13 protein-coding genes are annotated in these 15,631 nt (G+C 20.9%); 11 read left to right on the top strand and 2 right to left on the bottom strand.

The window, feature by feature from the left end; translation table 4 throughout:
• Window positions 1-140: 140 nt before the first annotated feature.
• A complete protein-coding gene (locus tag STURON_RS05815; protein WP_158500523.1) occupies window positions 141-362 on the bottom strand; it encodes a hypothetical protein in 222 nt (73 codons plus the stop codon).
• 55 nt (window positions 363-417) lie between these two features.
• Here STURON_RS05815 and STURON_RS04415 point away from each other — a divergent pair, with 55 nt between their 5' ends.
• Complete coding sequence (locus STURON_RS04415) at window positions 418-1,719, top strand: hypothetical protein (protein ID WP_158500522.1); 1,302 nt, start codon at window positions 418-420, stop codon at window positions 1,717-1,719.
• A 159-nt stretch (window positions 1,720-1,878) separates the two neighbouring features.
• Window positions 1,879-3,237 carry an FAD-dependent oxidoreductase gene (locus tag STURON_RS04410; RefSeq protein ID WP_075048665.1) on the top strand — a complete coding sequence of 453 codons (1,359 nt, stop codon included), beginning with the start codon at window positions 1,879-1,881 and terminating at the stop codon, window positions 3,235-3,237.
• 37 nt (window positions 3,238-3,274) lie between these two features.
• Here STURON_RS04410 and STURON_RS04405 read toward each other — a convergent pair whose 3' ends face one another.
• Window positions 3,275-4,957, bottom strand: coding sequence for a hypothetical protein (locus tag STURON_RS04405; protein WP_075048664.1), 1,683 nt, complete (start codon window positions 4,955-4,957; stop codon window positions 3,275-3,277).
• Between the two features lie 80 nt (window positions 4,958-5,037).
• Between STURON_RS04405 and STURON_RS04400 the strand changes: the two genes are divergently transcribed.
• From STURON_RS04400 to STURON_RS04360, 9 genes are all read left to right on the top strand, one after another.
• Complete coding sequence (locus STURON_RS04400; protein WP_075048663.1) at window positions 5,038-6,756, top strand: hypothetical protein; 1,719 nt, start codon at window positions 5,038-5,040, stop codon at window positions 6,754-6,756.
• A gap of 66 nt (window positions 6,757-6,822) precedes the next feature.
• Complete coding sequence (locus STURON_RS04395) at window positions 6,823-8,568, top strand: hypothetical protein (protein WP_075048662.1); 1,746 nt, start codon at window positions 6,823-6,825, stop codon at window positions 8,566-8,568.
• Between the two features lie 9 nt (window positions 8,569-8,577).
• The gene (locus STURON_RS04390) at window positions 8,578-9,039 is read left to right on the top strand and encodes a hypothetical protein (protein WP_144416200.1); all 462 of its coding nucleotides are present in this window, start codon (window positions 8,578-8,580) and stop codon (window positions 9,037-9,039) included.
• Window positions 9,040-9,044: 5 nt separating this feature from the next.
• A complete protein-coding gene (locus STURON_RS04385) occupies window positions 9,045-9,422 on the top strand; it encodes a hypothetical protein (RefSeq protein WP_075048660.1) in 378 nt (125 codons plus the stop codon).
• Between the two features lie 3 nt (window positions 9,423-9,425).
• Window positions 9,426-11,195, top strand: a complete 1,770-nt coding sequence (locus STURON_RS04380; protein WP_075048659.1) for an ABC transporter permease — start codon at window positions 9,426-9,428, stop codon at window positions 11,193-11,195.
• Entirely contained in the window at window positions 11,195-11,989 is a 795-nt protein-coding gene (locus tag STURON_RS04375) for an ABC transporter ATP-binding protein (RefSeq protein ID WP_075048658.1), read from the top strand. Before STURON_RS04380 ends, STURON_RS04375 begins: the two co-directional genes overlap by 1 nt.
• A complete protein-coding gene (locus STURON_RS04370; protein ID WP_075048657.1) occupies window positions 11,989-12,447 on the top strand; it encodes a hypothetical protein in 459 nt (152 codons plus the stop codon). Before STURON_RS04375 ends, STURON_RS04370 begins: the two co-directional genes overlap by 1 nt.
• A gap of 1,392 nt (window positions 12,448-13,839) precedes the next feature.
• Window positions 13,840-14,562, top strand: coding sequence for an ABC transporter ATP-binding protein (locus STURON_RS04365; protein WP_075048656.1), 723 nt, complete (start codon window positions 13,840-13,842; stop codon window positions 14,560-14,562).
• The gene (locus STURON_RS04360; RefSeq protein WP_075048655.1) at window positions 14,549-15,469 is read left to right on the top strand and encodes a hypothetical protein; all 921 of its coding nucleotides are present in this window, start codon (window positions 14,549-14,551) and stop codon (window positions 15,467-15,469) included. The genes STURON_RS04365 and STURON_RS04360 overlap by 14 nt, the downstream gene beginning before the upstream one ends.
• Window positions 15,470-15,631 lie beyond the last annotated feature (162 nt).

Genomic DNA, 15,631 nt, shown 5'->3' with positions numbered 1-15,631 from the left:
TTTGTATTCTCAATAAAAGCCATATTCTTAGAAAAAGTTTATATAATTTTTTTAGTACTTATAAATTTGTTTACAATAAGTTTTTCAATAGTGTATTTTTTAATAAGTAAGGGTGAAACAAAGAACATTATTTATGATTTTTATTCTATAATTTTTATAAATGTCTTTTTCTTTTTAATGATTATAAGGATTATAAATTTATTTTTTGTAAAAAAACAAGAAGATAAAACAACATTTATTATTTTGTCTAATTCTATTTCTAGATTAAAGTTGTTTTTTTCACAATATATTAGTTCTCTTTCATTTTTAGCAATATCTATATTTTTTTCATTTATTTTTTTTAATTTGATAGGCTTTTTCATAAACTCGTTAAATATAGATTACTTTTTATTAAGAAAATCATTTGTACTTCTATGAATGAGTTTACTGATTCTATTTTGCCTATCTACATTTATCATTTTTTTAATCTTATTTCTAGGTTCTCAACCTACATTAATTATTTCAACAATACTTTTATCTCTTTCTTTTATTGCAAATATACCAATAAAGTTATTTGAAACTAAAAATGATGATATTAATTTTAATTTTGTAAAAGGTAGCAAAACATTTCAATATCATTCAAATGATATTTATGATTCTTTTACATTACAAAATTACTTAAAAAATGAAAATATAAAATATAAGTATTTATCAAATGCGATTAATGCATATTTAACTAATTTTGATTCTGACACAATCTTTACAAAAGAAAACTTGGATTCTATAGACAAATCTTTAATTAGATATAATGATTTTTGAGATGAAAAATTAAATTTAATAAGTCACACAAAATTAAAACAACAATATACAGGAACAATTATAAATTTAAACACAGATGCTCAAAAAGCTTTATGAAAAATTGGAGATAAAGTTGAATTGAACTATGTATTAGATAGTCACTTTAAATCAATTGATGAAATTGATCAAACTTTGTCTGAAGTAAATGATGAAACAAAAAAAATTTTAATAGATTTTAAAAATTTAACTAATGATTTAATAAATATATTCTTAGATTTAAACAAAGAGAAAAGTGATTATTTTGGGAACTTTTTATATTTTACTAAAGATAGTACTAATAACTATGCTTTAAACAAATCAAATAATACAAAAATAACATTTTCAAGCAAAGACTTATCAGAAGTTTTTAAATATCAGATGACTGGTAGATTAGAATCAAATGTGTCTTTAATTTTAGGCAATGGGGATAATTTACAAAACTTTATTGATGATAATTTAACATTTCCTACAATGTTGACTGCAAGTGTATTAGAAAATTATTTTATAAATTATACAACAATTTATTACAATGTTTTAAATTATAATATAATTAAAGATGATAATTATAATACATACTTAGCTAATAGAAAATTAATTAACTATGTTTCTTATTTAAACCCTTTTTATGCAGTTTGATGTACATATACTAAATATTCAGGATTTTATTTTGATGATTTTTGATTTGTACCAAGTAGTACTTCAAAAATTGATTTTACAACTCAAAATAATTTATTTTTACCCTATACTTCTTTTAATATTAATGTTGATAATAATTCTTATATACTAACTGATACTTATAATCAATACTTCAACCCTGTTTATCAATTTGCAGTAATTATAATTATTTGCTTAATCTTATTATTATTTTCTATAAAAAGATTTAATAAAATAGATATATCATAATACAGTTATATTTGAAACTTTAATAAAATTAATTTTAATTATTTATTAAAGTAATTAAATTTAATTTTATTCAACTATTAGTGATATAAATAGTGTAATATAATAGTGATAATATTTTTTATAAAATTACAATTTATTGGAAATTATTAAGGAGAATCTATGAAAGTTATTATACTAGGAATAAATCATGCAGGAACAGTTGCTGCAAGAACATTAAAAAGATTAAATAAAGATATAGAAGTTGTTGCATACGAAAGAAATGATTTAATATCATTTTTAGGTTGTGGAATAGCTTTGTGAGTTAAAGGAGAAGTAAAGGAACCAGAAAAATTATTTTACGCATCTCCAGAATTATTGCAAAGTGAAGGGATAAGTGTTCATAAAAACCATGAATGAATTGGTATTAATGATAAAAATAAAACTGTAACAATTAAGAATTTAGATACAAATGAACAATTTGAAGATAATTATGACAAATTAATTGTTGCAACAGGTTCATGACCTATATTACCTCCTATACCTGGAGTTGATTTAGATGGCGTACAAATTTGTAAAAATTATTATCATGCTCAAAAAATTAAAAAGGCAAATGAAGACAAAAATATTAAAAATGTAGCTGTTATTGGTGCTGGATATATTGGAGTTGAACTAGTAGATGCATTTGTTGAAAGCAATAAAAATGTTACTTTAATAGATGTTGAAACTTCTATTATGCCAAATTATTTTGATTCTGAATTATCAAATCATGTTCAAAAAAGAATGGACAATGCATATGTTAATAGTCTTTTAGGACAAAAAGTTATTGAATTTGTTGGAGAAAATGGTAAGCTGAAACAAATTAAAACTGATAAAACAATAGTTGATGTTGATTATGCAGTTTTATCAGTTGGAATTAAGGCACAAACACAATTATTAAAGGGAATTGTTGATTTAGATCAAAAAGGTATAGTAAAAACCAATCAATTTATGCAATCTTCAAACAATGATATTTATGCTATTGGTGATTGTGCAGAAGTTGTTAATTTAACTCAAGACAAGAACACTCAAATTGCACTTGCAACTACAGCAGTAAGGTCAGGTATATTAGCTGCAATTAATATTGCTACAAACAATACTTTACCTCAAATGGGTTTCACAGGTGCAAATGCAATATCTGTATTTGACTTTAGCATGGCATCAACTGGTGTTTCTGAAAATTTTGCAAAAAAATTAGGTATGGATTATGATAGCATCTTATTTACTGATAATGATAGACCTGAATTTATGAGCACAACAAAACCAGTTTGATTGAAACTTTTATGGGATAAAAAAACAAGAGTATTAATAGGAGCACAAGTAGGTTCAGAATCTAACCATACTGAAATAATACATATGTTATCACTTGCAATACAGAAAAAAATGACAATTGATGAATTACCATTAGTTGATATGTTCTTTTTACCTCATTTTAATAAACCTTATAATTTTGTTACATTAGCTGCACTTGAAGTTTTAGGATTAAATTATTTTAAAAAATAGTTCAAATAAATAAAAAATGCATATTTAAATGCATTTTTTATTTGTTTTTATTTTTTTTGTTGGTTAATAATACAATTAAAAGGATTAAAACGATTAAGAATAATGAAGCACCAAGTATTGAAAATAAAACAATATTAAATGTTGTTTTTGAACCAACACTTTCATTACCAATTGTCGGTTCAGAGCTACCTGAATTATTTTCAACTTCATCTATACCAAAAATTTTTCCTTTATATAAACTTTTGTTATTATATATATTAACTTTTGAACTAAAATTATTTTTTAAGTCTTCGGCTGAATCTTTATTTTGACTTAAATAACCATCAATTACATGGCCCATCTCATGATTTAAAGTTGCAAACACATTAGGACTACTTCATCAACCTTGTAAATATTGATCATTATCTTTCTCATTTTTAAATTGTGTCATTGATAACCCTGTATAGACTAAATAAGAAAAATAAGTAGTTTTTTCATTATTTATTGTAGTAGTCATGTTAGCTGTATAAGCCATGGTTCCTTGACTTGTTCCAATTAATGGATAATCGGGTGAAATAATAAAACCAATTAAATAGTTTTTGTAAAAATTTGTACCATTGTAACTTGTGATATATGTAGTTAAATTGAACATGTCTAATATTTGTTTTTTAAACCTTGATTCAGTTGAATCATCTCAATTATAATAAACTTTCATAGCTGAAATTGTAGAACTTAAACTTATATTTGAATAATTATAATTTGTATTAGTGTGATTTTTATAAAATGTATCTAGATCTATAAATGATTTATATTCTTTAAGATCATCATCTTCAATAATCTTTGTGAACTCATTTATTGACTTAGATGACGCCTTTGTGTAAATATCATAATTGATTTGTCCTAACTTATTCTTATCAAAACCAGATTCACCAAACTCATTAGATAATAATACACTTGAATTACCTAAGAATCTAACTGAACTATATACAAAATCACTCAATGCTAAATTTTTGTTAATTAATTCAGTTGAATAATTTCAAGCTAATTTTGAAGCATTTAATAAATTATAAGAATATGAAATTCCGCTATTATTGTAACCTGTAAAATCATTAACTCCAAAATCATCATTATTATACAAGAAACTATCATAGCTTAGGTCAGTTGCTTTTTCAGATAAATTAGTTTTATATATTAATGAATTATTTAAACTAAAATCATCATCAATTATTTTTTTTATATTTGTAAATTTTGAATTATCTAGTGAACCTGAAAACTGATTCTTTAAATTATTGTAAATATGTAAAAAGTAATAATTTAGTAGTTCTCAAGCCTTATTAGCCCTACTTAAATCTGTTGTTTGTCATTTAGAATATGCTTCTGCGAAGAACTCTTTGTAACTTGATACGCCATATAATGAAATATTTAGTGCATTAGATATATAATACATATAAAAAATTTCTTCTTGAGTTTCTAATAATTGTGTATTAGAATGATTTGTTTTATATCCACTAACTAATTTTTTAATATAATCATTTTCATTTATATTTGAATGTTTATACAAAAAGTACTGTAAAGATATCCCACCTCACATTAACTCAGAATTATTACTTGAAAGTTCTGAATTGTTATTCAGTATTTGATTATTAATATTATTATAATAAATTGGCTCATTTGATTTATAAAATAATCCGAATGAACTAAAAAATATTAATAAAAAAACAAATAAAGTTTTTTTAAACAAATTAATCTCTCCTTTTTTATAATTTTAAACTAAAAAAATTTTTTATCAACAAAGTGGTAAAATAACAATAAAGGTGTAGTATGAAAAAAGTTACGTTAATACTTTTAAGTTTAATTATTTCAACGTCAAGTTTTTTTGTAATTTCATGTAATAATGGAAGCTATTTTAATAATAATTGAGTAGATGATAAAAAACCAGAACCAAACATTTCAGACATTGACACTCAATATTCAAACATTAATGAAGAATGTAAAGTAAAATTTCAGATTTTCAATCAATATTATAGGACTGTCACTGCTAAATCAACAAATCTAAACTCATATGTTACATTAAACACAATTAAGGAATCTAAAACAGAGAGTTTATTTGAGATTATTTTAAAAGGAAGTGAAGTTGGACAAGACACTATAACAATAGAAGTTGAAAATTTTGTTTCTAAAAGTTTTATTATAAATTTCTATGATGATACTAGTAGATCAATAATTAGTATAGATAAACCAGATAATGATTATATAATAAATACTCAAAAACAAACTTGATATTATAATATATCAGTTATTAGACCAATCTCAAATTTTGAATTGAAAGTAGAAGATTTAGACAAGGGCATTTACTTTAAAAGTGTTGCACTTAATAAATTAAATACTAATGATAATGAAAAAATAAATTACCAACTTAAAATAGACCCCATAAAAGAGACTTTTAAAAGTTCTGCTAATCTATTATTGACATATAAAACAGCAGAAAATTTAAAACTTAACTTTATAATTAATGGAGATGAAAAAAAAGATATATCATTAATAAATAATAATTTGTCAGCAATTTTACAAAAAAATATTACAAAATCTGATTATGAAAGTGAAACATTAAATATAAGTATACTTTTAAGAGAAATAAACGAAAAATATACAGGTATAAAATTAAAAGAAGAAGATGTATTATTTGAAGAAATTATAAAAAATAAATCATCTAAATTAACTGTTAAAAGTACAAGTTCTAACTTTAAAGGAACACAAACCTTTTATTACAATTACAAAATAAGCTTTGATTATTTAAATTTTGTTAGTGAAGAAAAATTTTCATCACTTATTAATTTTGATTTAGTTGACAATTCTTCATCAGTTGAAAACACAACAATAGAAGAATTGATTGAAATAACAAATAATAAAAATAAAAATTATAAATTAAATGCTTTAGATTTAGATGTTATATCAAGAAATAATCAAGATACACCTGTAGAACTTGTATTAAAAGCTAAAGATACTTGTGAAAATTATTATGGGGTTTTAAATTTATTTTATTATTTTAGAAAAAATATAAATACAATTATTACAAAAACAAACTTAGGTGTAATTAAAGGTACTAAGGACTTGCCTGATTTAAATACTTTAAAACGTAGTATATGAAGTCTTAATCCTAACTTTATAAATTATTGAAATAGTAGTTTTGAATTAGAAAAAACTACTACAACTCAAGCAACTTTTACTTGTAATGAAAGTTTCAATTTTTTTTATGGATCAATTACATTTACTTATGAATACATAAAAATAACTAGTTTAAAAGATATTATTACAAAAACTGATTTAGATGTAATTAGTGGAAATGATGATTTACCTACTTTAGAGGAATTATTATTAATTATAAATAAGAATAATAATACAAATTTAACCGTCAAGGATGTTTATATTAACAAAAATTATCCTTTTAATATTGTACAAGCGACAATTTCTGCAAATGAATCAAGTGATAAGTATGTTGATAGTTTAGAAATAAGTTACATTTACTCAAAAGATGGATAAAAATAATTTCTATGAAACTAATTATAATTGGAATTATTTGTGTTAAATTTATATCAAGGAGTAAATATGAATAGATTTACAGTTTTTAAATTTTCATTATTGAGAGTTATTAAAAATAAAATGTATATTATTGGTTTTAGTATACTAATATGAATAAATATCATATTAATGTTATGTATTTTTTTAATTGCTAAAAGTTTTTCAACAATTACAATCAGTACAATTCCAGTATTTATTATAAATTTTCTATTTTTAGCTTTTTTTAATATTTCAAATATAGCTGATTTTTTCATACAAGATAATATATCAAACCTTGAGTCACTAATGATAAGAAAAGGAAAAAAACCTAAGAACATATTTTTTTCAAAAATATTTATTAACAAATTAGTTTCTTTCTCTTATATATTTCTAATAATATTAATATATTTTTTATTATCATTTTTAGTTCAAAATCAATATCAGGAAATAGTAACTTATAAGTACTCATTAGGTTTATTTGTACTATTTGCTTTTGATTTATTTATAACTGCTATTACATTGTTTTTAGCTGTATTTACAAAAAGTTATAAAAAAACATTACCTTTACCTTGAATTTTTACAACTTTTATTGGACTATATCCAGTTTTAGGACCAATGATTATTTACTTAATAACAATGGGTCAACCAAGTTTTTCAGAGACAACAAATGCATATAATTATGGTAAATATGATTCTTATTTAGAAAGAAAAAATGATAACTCAATATTAATAAAATTATTTAATGATTACAAAAGTAAAGCAAGTTTAAAAAGTCAATATGAGAATTTATTTTCAGATGAGAATTTAAAAATTGATTATTCTGGTACTGAATCGAAATCAAATGTTATTGATAGTGCTAGAAGTTTAATTATAGATTATACTATGAATAATTTTATGTCTTTAGAAATGTATATTTTAAATAATAATAATCAATATATAAACTTTTGAAAAGACTTTTTTAATTTGAATGATCAGAATTCTTCTTTTAAAATTGAGTTTAGTAAAAACTTTACAACTAAGTTATTAGATTTACAAAAAAAAGATGATTTCTTAATGGATTTAGTTACTGCTGCACCCGAAGAAGTTGACCCAATATTCAATAAAAACATTTATTGAGATAACTCTTATTTTTCCACTAATGTTTATAAATCATTATTTAAAAAAAGTGGATTAAGTTCTCCTGAAAGTTTTACAAATTTTGATAAAATACTAGACAACTACAACAAAAATGATTTAAGTAAAATAAATAAAATTATTAAAAACCAAGTATTGTATTATTACTCAAATACAAAGTTTTATTATAATTCATTTGGTTTTAATATATTTGATTTCTATGAACATATTGATACATTTAATAAGTATTTTAGAATTCCATATAATTATCATACATTTATATATTTTTTAACAGAATTATTACAAGAACCAGGTGTTGATCAAGGGAAATCTTTATATGAGTTTTATAACTTTTACAGCATAAGTAAAAATTTTTATAATTTAAATCCATTTCTTCAAATATTTGTAATGTCTAATAATATGGGTTCCAAAGATAATTATTATGACCAATTTATATATAAAAACTTAATATTTCCAATTCCTTATTATGCTCATGTCTTACAAACTAATGAATATGAAAGTTTTAAAGACCCTAGCATTGATGGAGAATATAAATTAACTAACTCGTTTTTTAAGTTAGAATACATTTATTTAGCATGAATTTTAATACCAATTTCAATTTTTAGTCTCTCTTTTCTTATTTATTACAAAAAAATATATGTTAAGAGTAAGGAAGGTTAGGTGGTAATGTTGAAAAAAATATTTATTAGTATATTTTCCAGTGCTTTAATTTCATCAACAACAATCTTGTCAACTTCATGTAGTACACTTGATTTTGAATATACAAGATATAGTAATAATTTTACTATTATTAAAAAGTATTTAGAAAATAAGGCTGAAAAAAATAAACATGTGTATACAAAAGATGAGAAAAGCTCTTTGGAAGAATGAATATTTAAGTTATTAAATACAATTAAATTGTCAGATTATCAAATAGTTTTTGATAGTAATGACATAAATGATAAAAACAAAATATTAATAGATTATAAATATGACTCCATTAAACCAAATTATTTTGGAGATGGAAAAGAAATAATTTATGTAGTAAAAACTTTTATATATTTTGAAAATAGTTGAAAATCTTTAGCGAACTATTCTATAAATAATAAATCAGATATAACTATTAAATTTATTTATAATGGAGAGGAATAAAACTTATGAAAAGGATGTTAAGCTCAATGTTTTTATTTACATTAATAGGTATTAGCTCATTTAGTTCAATTTCGTGTGACCCAAAACCAAAATTGAACCAAACCCCAATTTATTTAGAAATGATACCTTTTAATGATGTTAAAACTGGAACATTAAAATCAAGTTTTGAAGAGAAAGTAAATAGTTTTTTAATAACATATTTTAAATATTTTAATTATGAAACTCCATATTTACAAATAGATTATGAATTTATTTATAAAGAAGGTTCTCTGGATGAGAAAAATAATATTGTAAAAAATGCTGTAATTAAAATAGCTTCAATTATTACTTCATATAAATTATTAGGGGAATACACTTTCTCTATTATTGAAAAGGAATTTTAATTTATGAAAGTTATATTTAAGTTTTCTTTTTTAAGAACAGTAAAGAAAAAAACGTTCTTAGTCCCTTTAATATCAGTTATTTTAATAAATATATTAATAAATATAATTATTTTTTCAATGGCTGAAAGTTTTATGGTTATAACAAGTGCTATGATATTTATTATTTTAATAAATATGATATATATAAGTTATTTTAATATAACAAATTTAACGGAGTCCTTTATTCAAGATCATGTTTCAAATATCGAATCTTTAATGTTGAGAAAAGGTAGAAAACCTACTACAATATTTTTTTCTAAAATATTAGTTAATAAATTAGTTTCAACTATTTTTATATTATTTGTTTACTTATTATATTTTGTTTTATCATTTATCTCAAAAAAATCATTCAGGCCAATTGCTTCAAATAATTATTCTATTGGTATTTTTGTATTAATAGCTTATGACTTTTTTATAACTTGACTAGTATTATTATTTTCAGTAACAACAAAAAGTTATAAAAAAACATTACCATTTTCTTGAATGTTTTCAATTCTTTTTATATTATCACCAATATTAGGACCTGGAACATTTATTATGTTTGGTGTAATTGACATTAGCGATAATAATGCAATAAAAAATTTATCAACATATGATATATATAAAGAGAGAAATAAAAATAATTCATTAGTAAATAAAATTTATGATGATTATTTTAATAGTCAAAAATTAATAAATGAATACTCAAAAGTTATTAATTTAATTGATGTTTCAATAATAAATCAAGAAAATTCAACTACCAATCAAGAATATGTAAAAAAATTCATAATAAAAATGTTTACAAGTAGTTTTTTAATACCAGAACTTTATAGAATAAATAATAGTAAAGATAACTCAAATGATTTATCAAGTTTCATTAAAAACTACTTTGAAAGTAGTAATGGTATTTTTAAAATCTCTCTTGTAATACCTGATGATTTCAATAAACAAATTAAATCTATTCAAGATAAAGATTTATTTGCAAAAAGTTTGTATATGATATCACCAACAATTAGCCCAGAAGCAAATACTAAAGATTATTTTGATAACTCATTATTTAAAAATAATCATTTGTCTTCTCTTGAGTATGATAATGGAATTAAAAGTTTGTTTAAAAAAGATCATTTAGGTATTATAGAACCTAATGCCAATGATAGTGAAATCAATTCTTTGTATAAAATAATATATAATGTTTTTAAATATAGTTATACAATTGAAGATTACTCAACACCACAAATTTATCAAAATATTAGTGATGAAAAAATTCATAACCAAGTTAAATTTGAAAATAACTTTAATTATTTAAATAAAAATTTAACAATACCATATAACTATTTAGGTTTATTTGACATTTTAAATAATGTATTAGATGATTCTTCATTTGATAAACCAGGTTACTCAGAATATTTTATGAATTCATTATTAAATTATAGGACTATAGAATTAAACTACATATTAAATCCATTTAATCATTTCTTTATAATGTCTAATACATTTAATTCTACAAATAATTATTATAATTCTTTTATTCAAACAAGTTTATTTTTAAGAGGACCTATTGCTAATGTTGTTTATCAAAACAATTATATGGATACATTTTTAAATCCTAATATTAAACCAACATATGATATATACTCAACAAAATTTTATATAGAAGGAATATATGCATTTTGATTAAGTACTTCTATATTGCTAATTGCCTTATCGTATGTATTATTTATTAACAGAATTTATAAGAAAAGTGGTGACAAATAATGATAAATATTATAAATGTTTCAAAACTATTTAAAAATGGTAAAGGAATAAGTGATTTCAATTTAGTAATTTCACCTGGAGATATCATTGGGTTAGTTGGTGATAACGGTGCTGGAAAAACAACACTTATAAAATCTATTTTTAATGAATATAAAAAAGATAGTGGAGATGTTTTAAATGGAGATGTATCGATATATACAAGTGGATATATTAACAAAATAAGCTTTTTTCCAGATCAGAGTGTTTATCCAAAAAATATTACTTTAAAGGATTATTGTTTATTAGAAGCTGAGTTATCAAATGTAAATAGAGATGAAGCAACTAAACTCTTTGATAGCTTATGTGATTCTTTGGATTTAAATGATTATAAGAAAAAAACTTTTAAAGATTTAAGTGCAGGTATGCAAAAAAAAGCATTATTAATGAATTGCTTAATTAGTTCACCTGATTACATAATACTTGATGAACCAACTGCAAATTTAGATGTAAAAAATAGATTAGAATTTTTAAATATAATTAGAGCATTAGCACAATCTGGCATAGGCATATTAATTACAAGTCATTTAATTGATGAATTAGAAGAATTAATTACTCGAATTGTTATTATAGAAGATGGTAAAACTGTTTACAGCAACTATTTTGATAAAAACAAAGAGTCACTTGAAAAAATATATCTACAAGTAACAAAGAAAAATCAAGTAACAGGAATATCTGATATAATAAATAATTCTAAAAATGATAATGGTGGAGTCAGAAGTTTAGCAGATATAATAAAAGGAGTTAAAAATAAATAATGAAAAAGTTTTTATCTATTTTATCAACATCCATTATATTTACAACTCCAATTTTGTCAGTTACTTCTTGTTCAAACACTGGTACTATTACTTCAAATATGAACACTTTATTTAATAAAGCATATGAAATAATTAAAAATGAGTCGATAATAGAAACTGGTTTTATTGATAAAAATAAAAATGAGTATCAACAACTTGTAGATTCTTGATTTAAAAAAGTAGTTGAGTCTAATAATTTTGGTGGAAATAAATTTACAGTTGATAAAACTTTAAAACCAACAAAAAATGTCTTTATATTAATATATGTGATTTCTGAAGAACAATTATATGATGATTTATTATCTTGTGAAATTGATATTATGTTTGAATTAAATGGTGAATGATTTCCTTTATCAAAATTTAATAATACAAAAAATTATACTATTGACTTTATTACTAAAAGTAATACAAATACATAACTGATATTAAATAAATAATTAAATTATGTTTAAAATTTAAAATTCAAAATATTAATAAAGAATAATTAAATTAAAAATATATGTTTAATCAATTTATAAAAAAATATATGCAATATATTTTTCTCATATAAATAAAAAACCTTGAAGCAAAAGCTACACTACTAATTTAGTAGTTCTGTACTTTACTTCAAGGTTTTTTTATATAAAAAGTAATCAAACAAAGTTTTAATTTTATTATTATAAAAAATTAAAAGCTAGAGTAATCAAAAATATTATAAATTTTTAGATAAATTACAAAAATATAAAATTATATAATTAAAATTATAAGCAGATTTTTTTAAAAATTTGAACCTATGGAAAGAAACAAACTATAAATAAAGTTTATTAAAATGTTAGATAATATCAAAATTAGTAGCTGCAAAAAACTTATTAAGTATATTTTATTCTTTTAAGAATATTTTTTAAATAATTAAAAATATATACTTCTGATTTTAAGCAATATATAATTTGCATAATTTAAATAAATATATTATCTATTTATTTTTATATTTTAATAACTCATACATCTTAATGTCAAAAATTATTATGAAATAAATAAAAATAATTGTAAAAATTATAAGCAAACGTAAGTTGTATCTTTATATTAAAAAATTATAAATAAAATAAGTGTTAGTAATATTATAAACAATATGATTATGTGAAATATTTATTCTAGTTTTATAATCTTAATTTAAACAAAAAATAATTTAAAACTCAAAAGAATAGTTATTAAGATAAAGATGATAAAAATATCCCAAGGAAATTTTTTTCTTGCTCTCAAGCTTAGATCCTTTTATAAATAAGTTTTATATTAGAAAATAAGTTTCATATGTATTTATTTAATTATTTAGTATTATACAATAAACAAGTATAGATAATTATACGTATGAGCTGATAAAAAAGTGTTAACTATAATAGTAAATAAAAGTATTATAGTATTACAAAATTATTAAAAATATCAACTATTTAAAAAATAAAGCACAAAAATATTAATCTATATTTAGTTTGAAATAAACTTATTTTTCAAAAATATTAACTAATGAAACATGAATTTAATAATTAACTTAAATACATGTATACGGTTTTAAATACTTTAAGCAAACATTAAGTATAAGTTTTGAATTATTTTTATTTTAAAAAAGAGATTTACTATTTTAAAATACTATTTTTAAAATAAGTCTATTAGATATAAAGTTTTTAAATTATTAATTATACTTTATTTAATTTATAAGTATTTTAATAAAAGTGTAATTTATTTTAAGTTATTATAATTTAAATTTATTAATATAACAATTTATTAATATAAGAAAAGTTAAATTAGTTTTTTATACAAAAGTTTGTGAAAGGAATATTATGATTGAAATTAAAAATATAAACAAATCAAATGGAGATTTTCAAGCAAATAAAAATATAAGTTTGAAAGTTAATAATGGAGAATTTGTAGGTATATTAGGTCCAAATGGAGCGGGTAAAACAACATTAATAAATCAAGTAATGGGATTTTTAAAACCTGATTCGGGTTCAATATCTATTAATAAATATGATACGTGATTAAATCATGATTCAGTAATTGAAAAAGTTGGTTTTATAGCTGGAGAAATAAAATTATATGAAAATATCAAAGTTAAACAACTTTTAAATATAAAGAAAAAATTTATTAACGAACTAGATGAAACATATTTAAAATCTCTTATAACTTATTTTGAGTTAGATTTAAACAAAAAAATAAAAAAATTATCAAAAGGTAATAAACAAAAAGTAGCTATAATTTTATCTTTAATGAGTAAACCAGATGTTCTTATTCTTGACGAACCAACTTCGGGTTTAGATCCAATTATGCAAGAAAAGTTTGTTATTCTTTTAAAAAAATTTAAAGAAAAACATAAAACTGTTATATTGTGTTCACATATATATGCAGAAATTGATAAATTATGTGATAGGGTTATTTTTATTAAAAATGGTGAATTAATAAAAGAGTCAAATATGGATAATAGGTTATCAATAGAAAAAGAATTTAACTTATTATTTGGAGATACAATAAATGAGGAAGAGGTAATTTTCAATGAAGAAGTTTAATTTTAATATTAAAAACAAGTTTATTAACTCTTTTTTATTTTTAAATAAAAGCTTTATAATATTTTTTTCAATTATCTTATTCTTGTTTACCTTTCCAACATTATTATTAACTTTAATTACTCATATAAGTTATAGTAAATTCCCATATATTGCTCCTACTACAACAACAGTTGGTAACACTAGTGACACTCCTTTTAGTGTTTATGATGTTTTAAATTACATTACCTATAGTACACCATCAATAATATTGTTTATCATTGCAAATATGGTTGTAATTAACAAAAATATAATTAAGGATATAAACGAAGGTTATATATCATTTTGGTTAACAATTAAAAGCACTAGAAAAGATTTGTTCCTATCAAAAATTATTTCTATTTATTTATATAACTTGTTTATATTTATGCCTTCATTTTTAATATTATTATTGTTTTCAGCGATTAGTGCAGATGCTAAAAATTACTTTGCTTCATTTTTATATCAATCATTACAATTTATGATTTTAATATTTTTAATATCTTCAATTATGTTAGTTACTTCAATTTATGTTACAGATAAAGTTTTTTTATATAATATTATATTTGGGATAGTTTCTATATATATAGTAAGTGTTTGAGTTTTATATATAATTGATATATTCATGGACCATCAAATAAAAGTTTTAAATTATGCTAAATATTTTTTACCTCAGTATTTTATATTTTATATTTTAGAATTTGACATATATCAAGATAAGTTATTTAGTGATTCAATTATAAATAATGAGCGAGTAGTTGTGAAACAATCATCTAATTATAATACTCATTGATGAAACTCTATTATTTTTCCAACTATATTATTAATTATTGGAGTAATAACAAATATACTTTCAATAAGAAAATTTAACTCAAAAAATATATATATTTAATCAATAACATTTTTTTAAGAGTTAATTTTTTTATTTATAATTATTTACATTAAAATATTAATTTTTATATTAACTTAATTACCTTTTAATGATTAAAGATAGTAATATTTTAGGTTGAATTTTCATTTAAACTGCGATTAAATTTTCAAAATATTTTTTAAA

This window comes from Spiroplasma turonicum, from assembly GCF_001262715.1.
In the GTDB taxonomy this organism is placed as follows: Bacteria; Bacillota_I; Bacilli_A; order Mycoplasmatales; family Mycoplasmataceae; genus Spiroplasma_A; species Spiroplasma_A turonicum.
Note: the sequence above shows the minus strand (reverse complement) of the source record. Positions and strands in the feature narration are given on the sequence as shown.